Origin of the sequence: Streptomyces sp. G7(2002) (assembly GCF_028870195.1) — a bacterium.
Taxonomy (GTDB): Bacteria; Actinomycetota; Actinomycetes; order Streptomycetales; family Streptomycetaceae; genus Streptomyces; species Streptomyces nigrescens.
Map to the genome: position 1 here is coordinate 5984432 of NZ_CP102609.1, position 21557 is coordinate 6005988.

General features: G+C 70.8%; 20 protein-coding genes. 14 read left to right on the forward strand and 6 right to left on the reverse strand.

The annotated features are described in order from the left end of the window. The first annotated feature begins 87 nt into the window (after positions 1-87). The 3 genes from NUT86_RS25445 to NUT86_RS25455 are packed head-to-tail and all read left to right on the forward strand — an operon-like array spanning position 88 to position 3351. Positions 88-1932: a hypothetical protein gene (locus NUT86_RS25445; RefSeq protein ID WP_274737739.1), complete on the forward strand. Its 1845-nt coding sequence runs from the start codon at positions 88-90 to the stop codon at positions 1930-1932. Continuing rightward, the gene (locus NUT86_RS25450; RefSeq protein WP_266445849.1) at positions 1919-2293 is read left to right on the forward strand and encodes a hypothetical protein; all 375 of its coding nucleotides are present in this window, start codon (positions 1919-1921) and stop codon (positions 2291-2293) included. The genes NUT86_RS25445 and NUT86_RS25450 overlap by 14 nt, the downstream gene beginning before the upstream one ends. 2 nt (positions 2294-2295) lie before the next feature. Next, entirely contained in the window at positions 2296-3351 is a 1056-nt protein-coding gene (locus NUT86_RS25455) for a hypothetical protein (protein WP_274737740.1), read from the forward strand. 49 nt (positions 3352-3400) lie between these two features. Here NUT86_RS25455 and NUT86_RS25460 read toward each other — a convergent pair whose 3' ends face one another. Beyond that, entirely contained in the window at positions 3401-3610 is a 210-nt protein-coding gene (locus NUT86_RS25460; RefSeq protein ID WP_026169613.1) for a DUF5988 family protein, read from the reverse strand. A gap of 168 nt (positions 3611-3778) precedes the next feature. After that, complete coding sequence (locus tag NUT86_RS25465; protein ID WP_159486585.1) at positions 3779-4741, reverse strand: TolB family protein; 963 nt, start codon at positions 4739-4741, stop codon at positions 3779-3781. A gap of 233 nt (positions 4742-4974) precedes the next feature. Between NUT86_RS25465 and NUT86_RS25470 the strand changes: the two genes are divergently transcribed. Next, complete coding sequence (locus NUT86_RS25470) at positions 4975-5553, forward strand: carboxymuconolactone decarboxylase family protein (RefSeq protein ID WP_266445857.1); 579 nt, start codon at positions 4975-4977, stop codon at positions 5551-5553. Between the two features lie 24 nt (positions 5554-5577). On the opposite strand, the gene NUT86_RS25475 is transcribed toward NUT86_RS25470, so the two are convergent. Continuing rightward, positions 5578-6129 carry a Uma2 family endonuclease gene (locus NUT86_RS25475; protein ID WP_266445860.1) on the reverse strand — a complete coding sequence of 184 codons (552 nt, stop codon included), beginning with the start codon at positions 6127-6129 and terminating at the stop codon, positions 5578-5580. Positions 6130-6223: 94 nt separating this feature from the next. Further along, positions 6224-7030, reverse strand: coding sequence for a hypothetical protein (locus NUT86_RS25480; RefSeq protein ID WP_018089534.1), 807 nt, complete (start codon positions 7028-7030; stop codon positions 6224-6226). A gap of 214 nt (positions 7031-7244) precedes the next feature. On the opposite strand from NUT86_RS25480, the gene NUT86_RS25485 reads away from it, so the two are divergent. The 10 genes from NUT86_RS25485 to NUT86_RS25530 all read left to right on the forward strand — a co-directional run bounded on the left by NUT86_RS25485 (position 7245) and on the right by NUT86_RS25530 (position 18594). Continuing rightward, on the forward strand, positions 7245-8747 hold the full coding sequence (locus NUT86_RS25485; RefSeq protein ID WP_026169612.1) for an aldehyde dehydrogenase family protein: 1503 nt from the start codon (positions 7245-7247) through the stop codon (positions 8745-8747). A gap of 59 nt (positions 8748-8806) precedes the next feature. Beyond that, positions 8807-10348, forward strand: a complete 1542-nt coding sequence (locus tag NUT86_RS25490) for a GMC family oxidoreductase (protein ID WP_093637134.1) — start codon at positions 8807-8809, stop codon at positions 10346-10348. Beyond that, complete coding sequence (locus NUT86_RS25495; RefSeq protein WP_109892157.1) at positions 10348-11481, forward strand: quaternary amine ABC transporter ATP-binding protein; 1134 nt, start codon at positions 10348-10350, stop codon at positions 11479-11481. The genes NUT86_RS25490 and NUT86_RS25495 overlap by 1 nt, the downstream gene beginning before the upstream one ends. After that, positions 11481-11651, forward strand: coding sequence for a hypothetical protein (locus tag NUT86_RS25500; RefSeq protein WP_018089530.1), 171 nt, complete (start codon positions 11481-11483; stop codon positions 11649-11651). The genes NUT86_RS25495 and NUT86_RS25500 overlap by 1 nt, the downstream gene beginning before the upstream one ends. Then, positions 11648-13642: an ABC transporter permease gene (locus NUT86_RS25505; RefSeq protein WP_266445867.1), complete on the forward strand. Its 1995-nt coding sequence runs from the start codon at positions 11648-11650 to the stop codon at positions 13640-13642. Before NUT86_RS25500 ends, NUT86_RS25505 begins: the two co-directional genes overlap by 4 nt. Before the next feature lie 2 nt (positions 13643-13644). Beyond that, positions 13645-14637 (forward strand): ABC transporter substrate-binding protein, encoded by a 993-nt coding sequence (locus tag NUT86_RS25510; protein WP_159486579.1) that lies wholly within the window; start codon positions 13645-13647, stop codon positions 14635-14637. Between the two features lie 166 nt (positions 14638-14803). Next, positions 14804-15016, forward strand: a complete 213-nt coding sequence (locus NUT86_RS25515) for a hypothetical protein (RefSeq protein ID WP_274737742.1) — start codon at positions 14804-14806, stop codon at positions 15014-15016. A 141-nt stretch (positions 15017-15157) separates the two neighbouring features. Beyond that, positions 15158-15607, forward strand: a complete 450-nt coding sequence (locus NUT86_RS25520) for a hypothetical protein (RefSeq protein ID WP_274737744.1) — start codon at positions 15158-15160, stop codon at positions 15605-15607. 305 nt (positions 15608-15912) lie between these two features. After that, entirely contained in the window at positions 15913-16929 is a 1017-nt protein-coding gene (locus NUT86_RS25525; protein ID WP_274737746.1) for a DUF4344 domain-containing metallopeptidase, read from the forward strand. Positions 16930-17433: 504 nt separating this feature from the next. Then, the gene (locus tag NUT86_RS25530) at positions 17434-18594 is read left to right on the forward strand and encodes a trypsin-like serine peptidase (RefSeq protein ID WP_018089524.1); all 1161 of its coding nucleotides are present in this window, start codon (positions 17434-17436) and stop codon (positions 18592-18594) included. Here NUT86_RS25530 and NUT86_RS25535 read toward each other — a convergent pair. After that, complete coding sequence (locus NUT86_RS25535; RefSeq protein WP_274740621.1) at positions 18569-19804, reverse strand: M20 metallopeptidase family protein; 1236 nt, start codon at positions 19802-19804, stop codon at positions 18569-18571. The two genes, NUT86_RS25530 and NUT86_RS25535, sit on opposite strands and share 26 nt — an antisense overlap. A gap of 323 nt (positions 19805-20127) precedes the next feature. Further along, positions 20128-21555: a MocR-like pyridoxine biosynthesis transcription factor PdxR gene (pdxR, locus tag NUT86_RS25540; RefSeq protein ID WP_274737748.1), complete on the reverse strand. Its 1428-nt coding sequence runs from the start codon at positions 21553-21555 to the stop codon at positions 20128-20130. Positions 21556-21557 lie beyond the last annotated feature (2 nt).

Here is a 21557-nt window from a genome sequence, read left to right on the forward strand (position 1 = left end):
GTTTCCGCACGCCTTGGCCGGAGCCGCAGCTCATCCGCCCAACAGGCCTGCGGCGACAACTCGTTGGTGTGGTGATGGGGGAAGCCGATGACGCGGACGGATGTGCCTGCCCAGCCTGGTGATCCAGGCGATCCACAGCGGTTACGGAAAGCGGCCGGAGGCTCTTCGCCACCGGCGCAGCTCCCGCCGATCCCGCCCGGCGCCAGCGAGGCCACCCGGCTGCTGTGCGCGGGCACCTACATGGACGACAGCTTCCGTGACGCGGTCATCGACGAGCTGTATGTCCACGAGGAGCGGTTCGCCGCGCCGTCTTTGGGCATCGACGCCGCCCGAGTACTGGCCCATGCGCTGCGCGCCCGGCGGCTCCAGCTCGGCTGGGCGGCCACGATCCTGCTGCTGTGGATCGTGGCCCTCCCGCTGTCCTACGGCCTCGCGGCGCTCTACGTCTTCCCCGTCGTCCTCATGGCGCTGGGCCGCGCCGTCCGCCGGGCGCCGGTCCCGCAGTGGCTGGCCCGCTACGTCTCCTTCTGCCTGCGCTGGTACGGCAGGCTGTCGCTGGCCTTCCTGTGGCTGTCGCTGCTGGTGGCGGCGTTCGGCGGCGCGGTCGGCATCCTGGGGGGCGCAGGGTCCTTCCCGGCACTGCTGCCGGACGTGTTCAGCTCCCTTACCGGGGGCAGTTCGGACGGCTACGGCTCCGCCTATGACTCCGCCTACGGCGGCTCCAGCACCGCGTACGAGGCCGGTGCCGTGCTCGGTGCCCTGTTCGGGGTGTGGGTCGCGCTGCTGCTGCCGCTGCTCGTGGCCGTGGTGGTCTGGCTGCAGGACGGGCAGTTCGCCCGGGTGCTGGCCCACGAACTGTCCAGGGAACGCTTCCCCGACGTCATGTCCGACCCCGCCGAGCGCTCCGAGGGCCTCCGCTTCCAGCGGCTGCGGGACCGGGTGCGGACCGAGCAGCACGGGCCGCTGGTGATGTACCGGGCCGCCGACCCGTTCTGCGGTGCCGGCTACCCGTACAAGACCTGGTCGCTGTCGGTGGAGCTGAACCCCCGCACCGACGGTGCCGCCGAACCGCTCGACAACAGCGCCATCCTGGCCCGGATCGTGCCGCTGGTGGCGGCGCTGCGGGTGCCGTCGCCGCACGGTTCGCCGGAGTCGGCGGCCGCGGTCCGCGACCGGCTGCGCGCGCTGGAGATCGACGAGTGTGTCTTCCTGCCGGCCGAGGGGCTGCCGACGCGGGCGGCGGCGCCGTACGCCCCGGAGGCGTTCGAGCAGCACCGGGCGCGTGCGGTGGAGGAAGGCGGCGAGACCCGGCGGCACTTCCTGCGCATCCGGGTCGGCGGCTGGAACGAGGGCGTCGTCACCACGATCTTCGTACGGGTGCACACCCAGGGCGGGATGCTGATGCTGGAGGTCGCGCCGCATGTGCTGTGGCCGCTGCGGCAGGCCTTCCAGGACGCCGACCGGATCGCCCACCAGTACCGTCACCACCACCACTTCGGCAAGGCGGTGTGGGCGCTGGCCAGCACGCCCCGCTCCGCCGGACACGCCCTCGGCACGCTGCTCCGCGGCCTGTTGTCGGCCTGGCGGCTGGCCACCGCGGGGCATGGCGCGGCGCTGCCCGAGGGCCCCGGAGCCTCCGTACGCGAACTGGGCTCGTACGGGGAGTCCTCGCTCTTCCAGGACATGGACGTCGCCCGCTATCTGAAGACCATTCAGCAGCGGGTGGCGGCCGGGGTGACCACGGCACTGCGCGAGGCGGGCTATCAGACCGACGAGTTCGAGCAGCGGATCGTGCATGTCGCCGAGGGCGGCGTCTATGTCGAGTCCGCCCAGGGCGCCGTCGGTATCGGCGACCACAACACGATCACGAACAACGGCACCACCCCGCGTGGTGCAGGGGCGAAGGGAAGTGCCAAGCGTGGCAACGGCTGACGAACGCGGCAACGGGATCCACATCGGCAGCGTCCAAGGCGCCTTCGCCATCGGCAACCACAACACGGTGACCCACAACGAGGGCCAGGCCGCACCGGCCGGGGACCCGGCGCAGGAGGAACTGCTGCGCGCCGTCCGCGCGTTGCGCGACGATCTGTCCCGGGCGGTGGAGAGCCCGCAGATCACGGCCCTCAGCGGGGAACTCGCCGAGACCGAGGCGGAGATCGCGGACAGCGGCGCGGCGGGCCCCGGCCGGCTGGCCCGGCTCCGTACGGCGCTCGCCGACGCCGGTGCCGTGGTGGGCCTGCTGGCCTCCGGTGCCGCGGTGAGCCAGGCGGTCGCGGCGCTGGCGGGAGGCTGACCATGAAGCGCGGCGGCCAGGCCCGCTGGAACGACGAGACCCAGAGCTGGGAGGACGGCACCCCACCCCCCGCGCCCTACACGGGCCCGATGCCGCCCCGGCCGTCCTTCACACCGTCGGTGGACGGGGCGGCGGCGAGGGGAGGCCCTGCCGGGGGCGGGGCGCCGACGGCCGGCGCGCCTGCGGACGGGGCCATGACGGGTACCTCTCCGTCCGCCACCCCTCCGTCCGCCACGCCCCCGACCGGCGGGCCCTCGACCACCACGCCCCCGGCAGACACCGCACCCCGCACCACGTACCCGTATCCGCACCCCAGCTCGTATCCCGGTGCCGGTGGCTTACCGGACCCCGCCACCGACCCCTTCCACACCCCCGTGTCCGGCGCCGGATACGGGCCCGGTGTCCGGCGCCGTACGGCACTGGTCGCCGGTACGGCGGTGGCCGTGATCGCGGCGGCCATCGGCGGCGGCTATCTGCTCTGGAACCACGGCGACGACCCGGCCGCCGCCCATCCGCCGGCCCGCACCAAGGCCTCCGCCCCGTCCGGCACGGCCACCTCGCCGTCCACCGGCGCCACGGACAGCACCGCGCCCGCCCCCACCCTCACCGACCTGCCCGACGGCTACCGCCTCGCCCACGACAAGAAGGGCTTCACCTTGGCGGTGCCCGGCACCTGGACGCGCAGCGAACGCAAGACCGGGGTTTTCTACACCGCCCCGGACGACCGCGGACTGGTGCAGATCTTCGAGATCACCGACCCCGAAATCACCCCGCGCGAGGCGTTGCGGCAGGCGTCGCAGGGCCTGTCGAGCAATCCCGGCTACGAGGAGATCAGCCTGGAGCCGCTGGGCTTCCCGGGGCCGGGCATAGACGCCAACCAACTGGTCTATGCCTATGACAGCAAGCGTCTCGGGACACGCGTCAAGGTCGTCGACTGTGCCTTCACCGCCGCCGACGGCCGCCAGTTCGCCGTACTCGTCCTGGGTCCCGAGACCGACTGGCCGCAACAGGAGTACACCCAGCAGATCGCGCTGCGGACCTTCGTTCCCCATAGCTGAGCGGTCGGCACGGCATACCTGAGCGGTTGGGACAGCGCGCGGACCGTCGCTACCCGGGCAGCTCCGTGCGCTCCCACCACTCGTAGACGGGCAGGGTCCCCTCTGAGGTCTTCTGCTGCCGGTCGGTGGCCCGGAAGTGTTCATAGCCATTACGGAACGGGATCTTCAGCTCGGTCCCGGGCGGATCGATCGGCACGATCCGCCCGGCGAGTTCCTCGGGGCCGCCTTCGAGCACTGCTTTCGCCGCTGTGTCAGCCATGCCTGCATTGTCTTCCGGGCCGCCGGTCCCGGCCCCTCCGGTTCGGCAGCGCGGGTGACGGCCCGTCGACGGTGCTCGGCGGGCCCTGCGAACGGCCGGCCCGGCGGGACACACGTCCCACCGGGCCGGCCGAGGTGCCATGGAGCGGCTACTTGTCGCTCCGGTCGGCTACTTGCCGACCCAGTCGGTCAGGGTCCCGCCGGTGTCGGCGACGGCCCGGAGACGGGTGCCGTCCGCGTCGACCATGTAGAGGCGACGGGTCGCTGTGGCGTCGTCCCAGCCGGAGAAGGCGATGCGGGTGCCGTCGGGGGAGTACACCGGGGTCCGGACGTCCGTGACGGAGGTGGCCCAGGTGGCGGAGTCGTAGAGGTCCGACTGCTCGCCGGTCACCGTGTCGACGGCCTTCAGACCGTACGTTCCGCCGTAGACGATGCGCCGGCCGTCCGGGGACCAGTCGGGCGGGGTCGACACGGCCTGGTGGTCGGTGGTGACCTGCCGGCTCTCGCGGGTGGCGAGGTCCATGACGTACACATCCGTGCCGTACTCGGTGCCCTCGGGGCCCTCGTACGAGGTGGCGCGGAGGTAGGCGATACGGCTGCCGTCCGGCGAGAAGGTGGCGCGGAGTCCCGAGGTGGTCAGCGTCTCGCGCCCGGTTCCGTCGGAGTTGACCGACTCGATGCCGCGGGGGGTGTCGAAGACGACCCGCTTGCCGCTCGGAGCCCAGTCCGGATTGGCGATGTACACCTCCCCGGTCTCGCTTTCCACGCCCGGGGCCAGTACCCGCTGGTTGGCGCCGCTCGCCGTGGCCGTCACCAGGTCGGGGCGGTAGGTGCAGCCCTCGGCCTGCGGGACGCAGGTGTCGCCGTAGCGGATGTAGGCGATCTGGGAGCCGCTGGGGGAGTAGAGGCCGTCCAGGCCGTTCGCGACGGTATGGGTGACAGCTCCGTCAGCGGGGTCCATTTCGACGGTCCGGCGCTGGTCGCCGGACCGCTCGGACACCAGGAGCCGGGTCTCACCCAGGCTGCCGGAGCCGTCCGAGGTGAGGGGGGCCGCCGCGGACGCACTGCCCATGAGGGGCAGGCTCACCGCGGCGGCAAGAACGATGGGCAACGCAGTGCGTGAAATCCGCACGTACGCTCCTTCCGTGACGAGGCCGGGGCGGCCTCGGTGTACGTGAGCCCGAGGATTCGAACTCACATAGGAACAAGCGTCTGCGGGCGCAAAAGCGTCACACCGTTCACGGGGCCTTCACGCGCCTCACTGCCGCACCGTCCGGTGTCACATCCCGCGGTGCCCGCTCGTCAACGTGGTGAAGGACGCCCTCTCCGGGGCGTCACAGCACACCGGAACGAGGAGGCACTGCCATGGCCCGGATCTCTCTCACGCCGCGGCGCACACTCACCCTGCGACTGGCCGAGTGGTACTCACGGCGCGCATACGGCGAGGTGTTGCAGCCCGCACTGGCACTGGGCCACCACCCCAAGGTCCTCCGCTCCTACTTCTCCTTCGAGAGCAAGGTGGCGCGCTGGAAGGCGCTGGACCCGAAGCTGAAGCTGCTGGCGGAGATGGCGTCGGCGGTGACGATCGGCTGCTCGTGGTGTGTGGACTTCGGCCACTGGCACGCCGACCAGCTGGGGCTGCCGCTGGAGAAGGCCGCCAAGGTGCCCGACTGGCGGGCGCACGAGGAGTCCTTCACCGAGCTGGAGCGGCTGGTGCTGGAGTACGCGGAGGCGATGACCGCCACGCCACCGGCCGTGACCGACGAGCTGGCGGAGAGCCTGCGCCGGCGACTGGGCGACACGGCGTTCGTCGAGCTCACCGCCATGGTCGCGGTGGAGAACCTCCGCTCCCGCCTGAACAGCGCCATGGGCCTGCGCAGCCAGGGCTTCTCCGATGCCTGCGCGATCCCGCCGGGGAGGCGGACGGCCGACGGGGCGGTGTGAGGGGGGCGGCACCGGCCGGTGGGGTCAGTCCCTGGGGAACTCTTCGGTGGAGAAGGTGATTCCGACGACCGTGTGGGTGAGGTCGACAGGCGTGCCGTAAGCGATGGTGCTGTCGATCTTGTAATCGCCGTCCTGCGGGTCGGTGAAGACGCGGCACCGGCCCAGATAGGGGTCGGCGATCATGTAGACGGGGACCTCGGCGAGGGCGTAGGCCTTCTTCTTGGGGCCGTAGTCGTTCGGCGCGGTGCCCTTGGAGGTGACTTCGGCGATGAACTCGACGTCCTGGTGGCGCCAGCGCCCGGACTCGTTCTTCTCGGCGCCGTCGGAAATCTTGGCGACGTCCGGGGCGAAGCCGTTCCGCTCACCGGGAAAGGTGATCCGGACGTCTGAGGTCACCAGGGCCTCCATCCCGAAATGATCGTCCAGTCCCCGAATGATGCGGCGGATGGTCTGCCAATGGACGTCGCACTGCGGCGTCATGTACACGGCACCCTCGACGATCTCGACCTTGTATCCCTCGGGGGCGGGCAACCGCTGCAGCTGCTCGAACAGTGCGTCCGGACTCAGCTCAGTCACCGTGCCGCTCCTCCCCGCCGCCCGCGCGCCGCGGGCAGCCGCACGGTTCAACGATACGTATGTACGAACGGTTACGTACCGCGACCGACGGGAGTCAGGTGTTCTGCGAGCCCCGCAGCCGCTCCTCCAGTACCGAGATGTCGGCGGTGTCGCCGGGGGCCGGGGTCTTGGTGGAGACCGGGGTGTCGTAGTTGCTCAGGAGGATGGTGCCGGTCTGGTGGTCGACCTCGGCGGTGAGTTTGAGGGGGTAGTGCTTGCCGTCGATGGCCACGTAGAGGGTCTGGACGGCGCCCTGGGCCTTCTTGACGACCGGGAGGACGCGGGTGCCTTCGTGGGTGGTCGGGCGGCCCTTGGTGAGGGTGGGGGTGACGGAGGGCGAGGGGGCGCCGGAGGGGGGTTCCTCGGGGGGTATCGCGGTCTTCTGGAATGCGGTGAGGTCGCAGGCCGCGGAGAGGTTGTGGAGGAAGGCGTCCTTGGTGGTGCCGTGCAGGAAGGTGTTCTTGTACTTGGCGGCGGCCTCGTCGCCCTCGTTCCCGGGCAGCTGGCTCTTCCAGAAGGCGGCGTCCGGCTTCATCCAGACCTGGTTCCCGCGCTTGACGAGCTCGACGCGGCCGAGCTCGCCCTTGCTGATGGCGCCGGTGCAGTTGCCGGCCTGGTCGAGGGTGAGGTCGAGTTTGGTGGGATCAGCACTGGTCTGGGTGCGCAACCGCAGCGATTTCGCGGCGACCAGTTGGCGGAGGGCGTCGTCGGAGATCTGCTGGGCGGATTTGTTCGCGAGGTCGCCCTCGCCGCCGTCCGGGTCCTCGGCCGCCGCGGCGCCGGTGCAGGCGGGCCCGACGATCAGGGCCGCGCCGCAGGTCAGGGCGGCGGTGGCGGTGGCGGCACGCCGTCTGCTGGTCATCTGGGTACCTCCGGTCCCGAGGGAAAATACAGCCTGGGACATACGGCTATTCAGGGTACGTTCCGGGACATTCGGCCGCACATTCAGTGAGTCGAGTCACTTTCCATGAACGTTTGGGCATAGGTCCGCCGCTTCCGGGGAGGGGTCCACGTTGCTGGTGACGCCAGTGGTTGCACCAGTGGGAACGAGATCGGTAACCGGAAGGCAGAACGACGTGTCGTCAATCGAGACCATTCACGTAGACGGGGTGTGGCTGGCCGCCGCATCCGGCGAAACGCGGGAGGTCCTCGACCCCGCCGACGCGACGACGCTCCAGCTGGTGTCCGAGGGCGGTGCCGAGGACGCCGACGCGGCGGTCGCGGCCGCCCGCCGGGCCTTCGACGAGGGTGACTGGCCCCGTACGGCCGTCGCCGAGCGCTCCGCGCTGCTCCGCCGGGTCGCCGACCTGCTGCAGCGCGACCGCGAGGAGATCGCGCTCATCGAGAGCCGCGACACCGGCAAGACGCTGGAGGAGGGCCGGGTCGACGTCGATGACGTCACCAACGCCTTCCGGTACTTCGCCGACGTGGTGATGAACGAGAGCGGCGGCCGGGTCGTCGACGCCGGTTCGCCGGATGTGCACAGCGTGGTCGTGCACGAGCCGGTCGGTGTCTGCTCGCTCATCACGCCGTGGAACTACCCGCTGCTGCAGGCAAGTTGGAAGATCGCGCCGGCCCTCGCGGCCGGCAACACTTTTGTGATCAAGCCCAGCGAGGTCACCCCGCTGTCGACCGTGCACCTGGTCAAGCTGCTGGTCGAGGCCGGGCTGCCGGCCGGGGTCGCCAACATCGTCACCGGTGCGGGCCTCCCGGTGGGCCAGCGGCTCGCCGAGCACCCCGACGTCGACCTGTTCTCCTTCACCGGTGGCCTGGTCAGCGGGACGAAGGCGGGTGCGGCCGCGGTCTCCGGCGCCAAGAAGATCGCCCTGGAGCTGGGCGGCAAGAACCCCAATGTGGTCTTCGCCGACGCCTGCGCCACCGAGGAGGGCTTCGACACCGCCGTCGACCAGGCGCTGAACGCCGCGTTCATCCACAGCGGCCAGGTCTGCTCGGCCGGCGCCCGGCTGATCATCGAGGAGTCGGTGCGCGACCGCTTCGTCTCCGAGCTCGCCCGCCGCGCCGAGAAGATCAAGCTCGGCCGGGGCACCGAGGACGGTGTCGAGTGCGGTCCGCTGGTCTCCCAGCAGCAGCTCGACAAGGTCGAGGCCTATGTCGCCTCGGCGCTGGCCGAGGGTGCCCAGCTGCGCTGCGGCGGCGCCCGGCCCAAGCCGTCCGACGTCCGCCCGGCCACCGGCTACTTCTACGCGCCGACCGTGCTCGACGGCTGCCACCGCGAGATGAAGGTGATCCGCGAGGAGACCTTCGGCCCGATCCTGACGGTGGAGACCTTCACCACCGAGGACGAGGCCGTGGCGCTCGCCAACGACACCGAGTACGGCCTGGCCGGCGCCGTCTTCTCCGCCGACACCGCGCGCGCCCGCCGGGTCGCCGCCCGGCTGCGGCACGGCACGGTCTGGATCAACGACTACCACCCCTACCTCCCGCAGGCGGAGTGGGGCGGCTTCGGCAAGTCCGGAATCGGACGGGAATTGGGCCCCACGGGTCTGGACGAGTACCGCGAGAGCAAGCACATTTACGAAAACCTCCGGCCGGAGCCGGTGCGCTGGTTCGCGGGCTGACACCCGCCCCTGTCACAGCACCACCCGCACCACGCACGTTGTAAGAAGGAGCACCCCCAATGCCTGTGTATGACTATGTCGTAGTCGGCGGCGGCACCGCCGGTTCCGTCATCGCCTCCCGTCTCACCGAGGACCCGGACGTCACGGTCGCCGTCATCGAGGGCGGCCCCTCCGACATCGACCGCGAGGACGTCCTGACACTGCGCAAGTGGCTCGGCCTGCTCGGCGGCGACCTCGACTACGAGTACACGACCACCGAGCAGCCGCGCGGCAACTCGCACATCCTGCACAGCCGCGCCAAGGTGCTCGGCGGGTGCTCCTCCCACAACACCCTGATCTCCTTCAAGCCGCTGCCGTCCGACTGGGACGAGTGGGAGGCCGCGGGCGCGGCCGGCTGGGGCGCCAAGGAGATGGACCCGTACTTCGGCAAGCTGCGCAACAACATCGTGCGGGTGGCGAAGAAGGACCAGAACCAGATCGCGACGGACTGGATCGAGGCCACCAAGACCGCCCTCGGCGTGCCCGAGGTCGTCGGCTTCAACGACAAGCCCTTCGACGAGGGCGTCGGCTTCTTCGACCTCTCCTACCACCCGGAGAACAACAAGCGCTCCTCCGCTTCCGTCGCCTACCTCCACCCGCACATGGAGGCCGGTGACCGCCCCAACCTCCACCTGATGCTGGAGACCTGGGCCACCAAGCTGGAGCTGGACGGCACGACCGCCAAGGGCGTCCACGTCCGGACGAAGGACGGCGAGGAGGTCTACGTCGAGGCCGCCCGCGAGGTGCTGGTCTGCGCCGGCGCCGTCGACACCCCGCGGCTGCTGATGCACTCCGGCATCGGGCCGAAGAAGGACCTGGAAGCGCTCGGTCTGCCCTGTGTGCTCGACCTGCCGGGCGTCGGCGAGAACCTGATCGACCACCCCGAGTCGGTGATCGTCTGGGAGACCGAAGGGCCGATCCCGGGCAACTCCGCGATGGACTCCGACGCGGGCCTCTTCGTCAAGCGGGACCCGGAGCACAAGGGCCCCGACCTGATGTTCCACTTCTACCAAATCCCGTTCACCGACAACCCCGAGCGGCTGGGCTACGAGCGCCCCGAGCACGGCGTGTCGATGACCCCGAACATCCCCAAGTCCCGCTCCCGCGGCCGCCTCTACCTCACCTCCGCGGACCCCGAGGTCAAGCCCGCCCTCGACTTCCGCTACTTCGAGGACGAGGACGACTACGACGGCAAGACCCTCGTCGACGGCATCAAGCTGGCCCGCAAGGTCGCCCAGGCCGAGCCGTTCGCCAAGTGGCTCAAGCGGGAGGTCTTCCCCGGCCCCGAGGTCACCGACGACGCGGAGATCAGCGAGCTGGTGCGCAAGGCGGCCCACACCGTCTACCACCCGGCGGGCACCTGCAAGATGGGCGCCGCCGACGACCAACTCGCCGTCGTCGACCCCGAGTTGAAGATCCGCGGGCTGTCCGGCATCCGTATCGCCGACGCTTCCGTCTTCCCGACGATGCCCGCGGTCAACCCGATGCTGGGCGTGCTCATGGTGGGGGAGAAGTGCGCTGAACTGCTCCATAAGGCTCCGACCCAAGGAGGTGATGCGTGATGGCTACCACCTCCGCCGGCGCATCCGAGATACCCAACGCCCGTACGCCCGAGGACACCTCCGCCACCGAGGCGTCCGACGGCCGTGAGGTCGTGTTCTCCGTACGCAACCTCTGGAAGGTCTTCGGCCCCAAAGCCGAGCGCATCCCCGAGGACTCCTCCGTCACGGAGCTGAGCGCCCAGGAGCTGCGTGAGCAGACCGGCTGTGTGGCCGCCGTCCGCGATGTCTCCTTCGACGTCCACAAGGGCGAGGTCTTCGTCGTCATGGGCCTGTCGGGCTCCGGCAAGTCCACTCTCGTCCGGTGCCTGACCCGGCTGATCGAGCCGACCAGCGGCGCGCTGGAGATGGACGGCGAGGACGTCCGCGCCATGGACCGCGCCACGCTGCGCGAACTGCGCCGCCGCCGCGCCGCCATGGTCTTCCAGCACTTCGGTCTGCTGCCGCACCGCACCGTCGTCGACAACGTCGCCTACGGCCTGGAGATCCAGGGCGTGAGCAAGACGGAGCGCCGCGAGAAGGCCAACGAGATGGTCGACAAGGTCGGCCTGGCCGGGATGGAGAAGCGCCGCCCCGGGCAGCTCTCCGGCGGCCAGCAGCAGCGCGTCGGCCTGGCCCGTGCGCTCGCCGTGGACCCCGAAGTCCTGCTCTTCGACGAGCCGTTCAGCGCGCTCGACCCGCTCATCCGGCGCGATATGCAGGAAGAGGTCGTCCGCCTGCACCGCGAGGAGGGCCGGACGATGGTCTTCATCACCCACGACCTCAGCGAGGCGCTGCGCCTGGGTGACCGGATCGCCCTGATGCGCGACGGGAAGATCGTCCAGCTCGGCACCCCCGAGGAGATCGTCGGCTCCCCGGCCGACGACTACGTCCGCGACTTCGTCCGGGACGTCCCCCGCGAGCAGGTGCTGACCGTGCGCCGCGCGATGCGCCCGGCCGAGGACGGCGAGGCCGACCAGGGCCCCGCGCTCAGCCCCGACACCCTGATCTCCGACGCCATCGAGGCGGTCGTCCGCTCCGGCGGTGCGGCCCGTGTCGTCGACGGCAAGCGCTGCCTGGGCATCGTCGACCACGCCTGTCTGCTGAACGTGGTCGCCCGGCTCGACAGCCCGCAGCACGACGAGGTGGCCGCCTGATGTACACCGCGACCACCCGCGACGGCGCCCTCCGCGCCGTCGGCTCCAGAGCTCCCGCCGCCACGCCCCGGACCCGGCTGCGCGCCTCCTGGCTGCGCCACTGGCGTGAGGCCCAGCGCTGCGCCGCGCTGAACGTGCCCACCGGCACCGTGAAGCGGGGCCGCGCATGAGTTTCTTCGGCACGCCCCCCATTTCCCAGAGGTACCTCGACACCGTCAAGCCCGCCCCCGTGCAGCAGCTGCTGCGTCGCCCCGGCCTCGGCAAGCTCCTGCTGCTCGCCGTCGCCGCGGCGGTCATCGTCCCGCTGCTGCACGCCAAGTTCGGGGCCGCCTGGCCGTCGTCGCTGACCATCGATGTCTCCGGCCCGCTCGGCAAGACCAGCGACTGGATCATCGACAACCGCGACAGCCACCCGCTGTTCGTCTACTTCCTCGGTCACCTCAGCAACGCCGTGGTGATCTCCGTACGCGGCGTCTACCTGCTGCTGCTCGCGCTCGGCTGGACGGGTGTGACGGCCGGTGTGACGCTGATCGCCTGGCGCGTCGCCGGCGTCCGCATCGCCGCCACCGCCCTGATCTCCTTCCTGGTCAGCGGCCTGCTCGGCATGTGGGTCCCCACCATGCAGACGTTCGCGCTGATGGTCGTGGCGGTCGCCGTCTCGGTCGTGGTCGGCGCCCTGCTGGGCCTGGCGGCCGGCCTCTCCGACCGCCTGTTCAAGATTCTTCGCCCGGTCCTGGACACCATGCAGGTCCTGCCTGCCTTCGCCTACCTCCTCCCCGTCGTGCTGGTCTTCGGCATCGGCGTACCGGCCGCCCTCCTGGCCACCGTGATCTACGCGGCTCCGCCGATGGCTCGGCTCACCGCGCTCGGTCTGCGCGGCGCCGACCCGGGCGTCCTGGAGGCCGTCTCCTCGCTCGGCGCGACCGGCCGGCAGCGGCTGCTGACCGCCCGCCTGCCGCTGGCCCGCAAGGAACTCCTCCTCGGCGTCAACCAGACGATCATGATGGCGCTCGGCATGGTCGTGATCGCCTCGATGATCGGCGCCGCCGGTCTCGGTGACCGCGTCTACCAGGCCCTCGCCTCGGTCGACGTCGGCGCCGCGCTCGCCGCCGCCATTCCGATCGTGCTGCTGGCCATCGTCATGGACCGCACCACCGCGGCGGCCGGTGAACGGCTCGGTGCCGACACCGCCGCCACCGGCCCGAAGTGGCTGCGCGGCTGGCAGGCCTGGACCGGCATCGCCGTGGTCACCGCCGCCCTGGCCCTGGCCGGGCGGCTGAGCGGCTCGCTGGTCTGGCCGAGTGCCTGGGCGGTCGATGTCGCCCGGCCCGTCAACGACTTCAAGGAGTGGATGGTCGACCACCTCTACTCCGGCATCCCGGTCATCGGCGGCACCGCCGACTGGGCCGCCCACTTCACCGACTGGGTCCTCAACCCGCTGCGCGACGGCCTGACCGCGCTGCCCTGGTACGGCACGCTGCTCATCGTCGCCGCGCTGGCCTGGCTCATCGGCACCTGGCGCACCGCCCTGACCGCCGTCCTCGCGATGGCCGCCATCGGTGTCCTGGGTGTCTGGAAGCCGTCGATGAACACCCTCTCCCAGGTGATCGCCGCCCTGGCGGTGACCTTGGTGGTGGGCTTCGGCATCGGCATCCTGGCGGCGGGCAGCAAGCGCTTCGAAGCGATCCTGCGCCCGGTCCTGGACGTCATGCAGACCATGCCGCAGTTCGTGTACCTGATCCCGGTCGTCGCGCTCTTCGCCGTGGGCCGCGCCCCGGCCGCCGCCGCTGCCGTGGTCTACGCCCTCCCGGCCGTCATCCGCATCACCACCCAGGGCCTGCGCCAGGTGGACCCCGCCGCCATGGAGTCCGCCCGCTCGCTGGGCGCCACCCGCTGGCAGATGCTGCGCCAGGTCCAGCTCCCGCTGGCCCGGCCCTCGCTGCTGCTGGCCGTCAACCAGGGCGTGGTCATGGTCCTCGCCGTCGTCATCATCGGCGGTCTGGTCGGCGGCGGTGCCCTCGGCTACGACGTCGTCACCGGCCTCGCCACCGGAGACCTGGCCCTCGGCCTGGTCGCGGGTGTGGCCATCGTGTGCCTGGGCCTGATGCTCGACCGGGTCACCCAGCCCACGGAACGCCGTACGGCGGGGAAGGGAGCCTGACCATGTCCCGTAAGCGAAGCATGATCATCGGGACGGCCGCGCTGGCCGGCACGGCGGTCCTCTCCCTCTCCCTGTCCGCCTGCGGCAAGGCCGACATGACCAAGCAGTCCTCGCCGTTCGCGGCGGCCAAGGGCTCCAAGTCGGTCACCCTGTCGACGCAGACCTGGGTCGGCGCCCAGTCCAATGTCGCGGTCGCCAAGTACCTTCTGGAGAAGAAGCTCGGCTACCACGTCGACACCGTCCAGGTGGACGAGATCCCCGCCTGGGACGCCCTCAGCCAGGGCCGGGTCGACGCGATCCTGGAGGACTGGGGCCACCCCGAGCAGGAACAGCGCTACGTCAAGGACAAGAAGACGATCACGGCGGGCGGCGGCAACGGCGTCACCGGCCACATCGGCTGGTACGTCCCCAAGTACTGGGCCGACAAGCACCCCGAGATCAAGAACTGGAAGAACCTCAACAAGTTCGCCGACCAGCTCAAGACCTCGGAGAGCGGCAACAAGGGCCAGCTGATGGACGGTTCGCCGTCCTATGTCACCAATGACAAGGCGCTGGTGAAGAACCTCAAGCTCAACTACGAGGTCGTCTTCGCGGGCTCCGAGGCGGCGCAGATCACCCAGATCCAGCAGTTCGCCAAGGAGAAGAAGCCCTTCCTGACGTACTGGTACGAGCCGCAGTGGCTCTTCAACCAGGTGCCGATGGTGGAGGTCAAGCTCCCCAAGTACACCGACGCCTGCGCGGAGAAGGGCACGAAGGACCCCGAGTCCATCGACTGCGCCTATCCGACCACGCCGCTCCAGAAGTTCTTCAACACGGAGTTCGCCAAGAAGGGCGGCAGCGCCTCGGCGTTCCTGAAGAACTTCAAGTGGACCAAGGACGACCAGAACGAGGTCTCCGAATCGATCGCCTCGGGCGGCCTGTCCGCCGACGAGGCGGCGAAGCGCTGGGTGGAGAAGCACCCGGAGGTCTGGAAGAAGTGGCTTCCTAAGAAGTAGCCGCCGCACGCAAGCGCGCAATCTCGCGGGCAGTCGCACACCGGGTGTGCGGCTGCCCGCGAGCGCGTTCCGGGGCCGCACCCGTTCGGGTGGCGGGCGGCGAACCGCCGCACGGCGCGACGGCCGGCACAGAAGGCTGGGCAGCCGTCACCGACGAAAGGCCGTCATGCCGCTGCCGCCGAAGTGCCCCACGCCCGACTGCGACGACTGGCTGTGGAAGGACACCGCGCACACCAACACCGACTGGGACAACTGGCGCTGGTGGTGCTGCCGTTGCCGCCACCAGTGGTATCCCACGGCGGACCAGCTCCAGGAGTTCCGCTACGGGACGAGCTGGCCCGCTGTGGCGCACCGCGGCCCGCAACCGGCCCGCCGGTAGGCCGACTTTCGAGATTCCTCTTTCGAGGCTCATCGAATCTTCTATGCCGGCGAGCACAGAAGCGGTATCTCTGGAAGTCACCCACACGGGGTGGGCTCCGGCCCCGGCCGGGCCACGAGGTGACCAACGAAGGAGATTCCTGTGCGCACACGGGGGATGAAGCTCGCCGCCGCCGCTCTGGCGGCCGCGGCCGTCACGGTGCCGGCAACCGCCGTTCCGGCGACGGCCACCACCACGGCTCCGGCGGCAGCCGCGGCGTCGGTGAAGCTGTCCTGCTCGGGGAACGGCGGCAAGGGCAGCGCCGCATGGAACTGGAAGAACAGGAACGAGATCCGCTCGATCACCCTCCGGGGCAAGGACACCAAGGCCGACGGACGGCACCCGGGCGTCCGGATCGTGTGGACCGACAAGAAGGGCCACACGAGCGCGACCCCCTGGAGGCATGTCCGCAACGGTGAGAACCGCTGGACCACTCCGTCGATCTACGACCGGGACGGGATCCAGTACCTGGAGATCGGGGTGCGTAAGTACCGCGGCAACAGCGTGGACCGGGGCGTGTGTGAGGCCGGCAGGCCGAACCCGCGCGCCTGAGCGCCTCCAGGGAGCGGCCCGGCCTGCGGCGCGGGCCGGGCCGCTTCCACAGGCGGGGGTACGGGGGGCGCAACGGGAGTGCGGGACGCGACGGGGGTGCGTCCCGCACTCACGGGGCGACAAGCCTTACAAAAGGGTCATTGAGGACACGGAGTTTCTCGCTCATAATCCGCGTGTCAGGTTCGGGTGCTGTCACCGGCATCGGGAACGCGGCACCGGACGCTGCGCAAGCACCACCGGCCGCCCCGACGCCTTGACCAAGGGAAGAGCTGACCAGGGTGCTGCGCAATGGTGGGTCCTCAGCCGTGTGGCGGGCTGCTTTCGCGGGGGCGTTGCTGGTCGCCGGCTTCGGTGTCGCCTCGTGTGGCGGCGACGAGGCGGACGTGAGCAGGGCGGGCGGGGGCAAGGCGGACGCGGGCAGGGCGGGTGCGGCGGGCGAGGCGGGCGTGAGCAAGGCGGACGCGAGCAGGGCGGACGCCACGGGCAAGGTCACGGTCGTCTACCAGGACAAGACGATCAAGCCGAAGGACCGGCAGGCGGTGGCGGTGATCCGCAAGTCCCGTGTGCTGGAGCAGGTCGCCGACTGGGTGAACGCGTCGGTCGCTCTCCCGCATGACCTGGTCGTGAGGGTCACCGCCAAGGTCCCGCCCGGGGTGACGGACGCGGTCACCCAGCCCGACGGCAGGACGGTCTTCGTTCCCCCGTCGTTCCTGACCCGGATCGAAGAGGTCAACGGCCATGTGGTCAAGACCGTCAAGCGTCCAGCCCTGTTCCCCGCGGCCAAGTACAACGCCGACGACCTGACCGCGCTGTCGGCCCAGTTCATCTTCGGCCACGAGATGGGCCATGCGCTGCAGCGGCAGCTTCTGCTGGCGAACCTCGGCCTGGAGGAGGACGCCGCCGACGGGTTCGCGTCGTTCTACACCGTCAATGAGGTCGGACCGGAGCCCTCGCTGGCAGCCGCAATCCTCTTCGACGAGCTCGCCCGCGAGGAGGGCGAACTGACGCTGGAAGGGTTCGCGAGCGATCACCCCGTCACTCAGCAGCGCGTCTTCACCTTCCTCTGCCACCTGGAGGGGAGCGACCCGAAGAGGTACGAGGGACCCCTGGTGGGCGCGGGTTATCTGCCGAAGTCCCGCGCCCCGTTGTGCCCGCAGGCATGGGCGATGCTGGACTACGGCTGGTGGACCCAGCTCAAGCCGCATTTCCGCGGGTCGTTCAAGGACCAGGGCGACAAGGCGCAGCAGCACGCGCACGACCGGCTGATCGCGGAGACGAAGGCCCTCGCGAAGAAGCTCGACACGATCCGCAGCGCGCAATGAGCCGATGAGCCGGCGGGAGCCGATGAGTCAGTGAGCCGATGAGCCAGTGGGTCGATGAGCCAGTGAGCCAATGAGCCAGTGGGGCAATGGGCATGCGGAGTCATCGGCTCGCGGCTCCGGCCGCCCACTCGTCACAGGCCGGTGGCCGAGCTCGGCCTCGTCGGTTTGCCCCGGGCGGGTCGGCCGGAGCTCGAACCAGTCGAGGAACTCCCCGGTGGCCGCCACTTCCGCCGCCCAGACCCCGAGCGCGGCCCGACCACCAACTCCGCGTCGTCCACGGTGAATCGGCGCAGCGCGAGGCGCTCCGTGCGGAGCAGGACCGGCGAAGGTGACATTGCGGTACGTCCCGTCCTCTCGTGCCCCGGGCGGCCTGGCCCCTGGTTGCCCGCCGGTCGTGGCGTGACGGCATAGTAGGGCGCAGCCCGATGAGGGACATGACAATTAACGGCGGCAACGGCGCGCTGTGCGCTCGGCGCCGCCCCGTACCAGGGGGACTCCCGCTCCATGCCATCCATCCGCCGTTCCACCGCCGCGGCCGCGGCACTCGTCGCACTGCTCGCGGGCACCGCCACCGCCTGCGGCCCCGGTGACGACAAGGCCGCGGGCAGTTCGGCCGCCGATCAGAAGGACCAGGCGGACGGGGGCATCGAGCTCCCCAAGGACATGCCGACCAGCCTGGACGACCTGAAGAAGTGGAAGGACGGCGGCTGGCAGAACTGGGACAAGTGGGCCCGTGACGCCTCGGATTTCGCCAATCCGATCATCAAGGACCACTGGAAGTCGGACCGGCTGGCCAAGGCGAAGAGCTCGCCGGAGATCGGCGTGAAGGCCACCGGCACGGAAGGCGAGTTCAACGGCACGGACCCCGAACCGCAGCCGGTCACCGCCGAGCAGGTCGCCCGGCCGTACCACCAGCACATGGCCCCGGTGGGGAAGATCTTCTTCGACAGCCCGAAGGGCCCGATGGTCTGCTCCGGCACGATCGTCGAGGACCCGGCGCACCCCGGCAAGTCCAACCTGGTGTGGACCGCGGGCCACTGTGTGCACTCCGGCAAGAAGGGCGGCTGGATGCGCAACATCGTCTTCGTGCCGTCCTACAACGACAACGGCGTGCCGATGAACCAGGTCAACAGCACGCCCTCGCAGCAGATCACCCCGTACGGCCGGTTCTGGGCCGACTGGATCACCACGTCCGGTGAGTGGATCAACATGGGCAGCGAGGCGACCGGCAACGGCGGCTCCGCCTACGACTTCGCCGTGCTGCACGTCAAGCCGGAGAACGGCAGCGGCAAGTCCCTCCAGGAGACCGTGGGCAACGCCGCCCGCGTCTGGTTCAACGCCCCCGCCGCGAACCAGCTCAGCTCGCTGGACGCCTTCGGCTACCCGGCGGGGCCGCCCTACGACGGCGCACGCATGATGAACTGCCCGGCCCGCCCCGGCCGCCTCGTCATGCAGCAGGGCACACCCGCCATGAACCGCATCGGCTGCACCATGACCGGCGGCACCTCCGGCGGCGGATGGTTCGTCAACCGCGGCGGCAAGCTGACCCTGGTGTCCAACACCTCGATCAGCTCCAACACCCACACCTGGCTGGCCGGCCCGCACCTGGGCCCGGAGGCCCAGCGGGTCTTCGCCAACATCAGCCAGAAGTTCGCCAACCAGTAGGAGTCGTGGGGCCTCCCCGGCCGGACCCGCCGGACCCGCCGGGGAGGCCCCGCGCCCTGTGCGCCCGCTCCGCGATCCAGCCCGCCATCGCCCGTACGCCGACGCCGACCGCCCGCTCGTCCGGCGCGAAGTCGGGGTAGTGCGGGTATCCGGCAGTGATGGGTGCATGGGGGGCGCGGACACCCAGGAAGGTGAACGTGCCGGGGACGCGGTCCAAGTAGAGGGCGAAGTCCTCGCCGCTGAAGGGCGGGAACGCGGCGTGGAGTTCGGTCACTGCTTCCCGGCCCATCGCGCGGCGCAGGTGGTGGGCGAGCATGCGGGCGTCGCGTTCCGGGCAGACCATGGCCGGGAACGGCTCGGCGGGGAAGCGCACCGCTGCCCCCGCCCAGGACATGGCCAGTCGGCGGATGTCCGCGCGTACCTCCCCGTACCGCTCCTGTGGCCAGCAGCGATAGGCCACACTCACCCCGGCCTCCTGAGCCCTGGCCCGGACCGCCACGAAGCGCGCCAGGGGCCCGTCGGGTGTCAGGGCGTCGGCCAGCAGCCGTTCGATGTCGGCGGGCGTCTGCGGCGGTGCCACCGTGGCGAGTGCGCCGATCTCGGCGGCCAGCCGCCGCGCGGCATCGGGCGCGCCTGGCCCGGGGAGAGTCACCTCGGCCTTGTCCTGGCCCGGCAGCCCGTAGCCCGGTGTCACCGCGAACGTGCCGACGGGGAACGGTCCGCAGTGCAGCGCATGGATCTCCGCGACGCCGGTGCGCTCCAGCACGCCCGCGTCGATCAGCGCGCGGGCCCCGGACAGGGTCTCCTCGGCCGGCTGGAAGAGGAACACCACCGTTCCGCGCAGTTGCCGCCGCAGTCGCGCCAGGACCCGTGCGACGCCGAGGGCGACCGTGGTGTGGATGTCGTGCCCGCAGACATGGGCCGCCGCCGGGCCGCCTCCCACGATGTCCTTCGGCGGCACCGCGTCCATGTCCGCCCGGTACGCCACGGTCCGGCCCCGGCGTGCGCCGTGCAGGATGCCGATGACGCCGTGGCCGCCGCCCACCCCGGTGGCGACGGTCAGCCCGGCCGCGCGCAGTTCACGGGCCACCACACCGGCGGTGCGCCGCTCCTGGCCGGGCATCTCCGGATGCCGGTGGAGGTCCCGCCGCAGCGCGATCAGCTCCCGCTGGATACGCGCCACCTCGGCGTCCACCGCGCCTTGCCCCACCGCGCCTTGCCCCACTGCGCCTTGCTCCGCCGTGCCTTGCCGCACCGGCAGCCCCCGCCCGTCGGCCGCGGCCCTCCCCGCGGTGCCCCACACCATGCCCGCACCGGCTGCCGCCGCGCCGGCCAGCAGTGTGCGGCGCGCGGCAGCATGCTCCACAGAACGTTTCACGGTTCCCCCTTCGTGATCCCTCGATGAGCCGAGAATGTGCGCCGAGAATGTGCGCTGAGAATGTGAGTCGAGAATCTGTGACAACACGATCGCTGCGCGCGCATGCCCTTGCCCATCCGGCGAGCCACCACTCAGGGGTGGGGGTACCCCCCCGGCTACCCCATGGGCGGCAGCGCCCGGCACAGCGCCTCCAAGGCGCTGGGGAAGGCGCTGTCGCTGGGAGTCGCATAGCCGACGACCAGGCCATGGCGGGGTGCCATGGTGGCCTCCGGGTGGCGGTAGCCGGACAGGCCGTCGAGCGCCAGGCCCTGCCAGCGCGCCGCACGCAGGGCCGCGCGTTCATCCGACTCGCCGGATCCGTCGGGGAGTTGGAGAACGGCATGCAGACCGGCGGCGATACCGGTGACGGTGAGGTGCGGAGCATGGGTGGCCACCGCGTCGATCAGCTGGTCGCGGCGTCGGCGGTAGCGCTGGCGCATCCGGCGGATGTGCCGGTCGTACGCGCCGTGGGTGAGGAACTCGGCGAGGGTGAGCTGATCGGTGACACCCGCCCAGGCCTCCCGCTCGCCCTTGGCCTCCAGTACGGCGTCGACGAGGCGGTCGGGAAGCACCATCCACCCCAGACGCAGTGCGGGGGACAGGCTCTTGCTCACCGAGCCGATATGGAGGACGCGCTCCGGATCCAGGCCCTGGAGGGCGCCGACGGGCTTGCGGTCGTAACGGAATTCGCCGTCGTAGTCGTCTTCGAGAACGTAAGCCCCGTTCTCCCGCGCCCAGTTGATGACCGCCGCACGACGGTCGGGGTGCAGCGGCACTCCGAGCGGAAACTGGTGGGCGGGGGTGAGCAGTGCCGCCCCTACCCCTGCGGTCGAACCCAACTCCTCGCTCTCCACGCCCTGTTCATCAATGCCTAGCGGATGGGTGCAGACACCGGCCGTGGCCAGCAGATGACGGTGGAACGGAAGGCCGTAGGACTCGACGGCGAGGGGGCCGGGGAGCACGGCGGGTAGCAGCAGCCGCAGCGCGTGGGCGAAGCCGGAGCAGATCACGAGGCGTTCGGGGTCGGTGCGTACGCCGCGGGTGCGTGCCAGGTAGTCGGCGAGGGCGCGGCGCAGTTCGGGGCGGCCCCGGGGGTCGCCGGGGCCGAACGCGTCGTGCGGGGCGGCGGTCAGCGCACGGCGGGCGGCGGCGAGCCAGGCGGTGCGCGGAAAGGACGCGGCGTCCGGCTGCCCCTGGAGGAGGTTGTGCGTGGGGCGGCTCTCCGGGGCGCGGTGGGCCAGGGCCCGGGTGGGTGTCAGCGGCTTCGCGCGGTGGGCGACACGGGTGCCGGAGCCCTGGCGCGCGCTGAGCCAGCCCTCGGCGACCAGCTCGGCGTAGGCGTCGGCGACGGTGTTACGGGCGATGCCGAGGTCGGCGGCGAGCGAGCGGTAGGGCGGCAGCCGCGTACCGGGGGCGAGGCGTCCGGACCGTACCGCGTCCCGTAGCGCCCGGATGAGGACGGCGCGGCGGCTGCCGGGACCGGTCAGCTCCAGATGCAGATCGGCGCCCAGACTCTCGGCAAGATTGACCCATGATTCCGGCATGG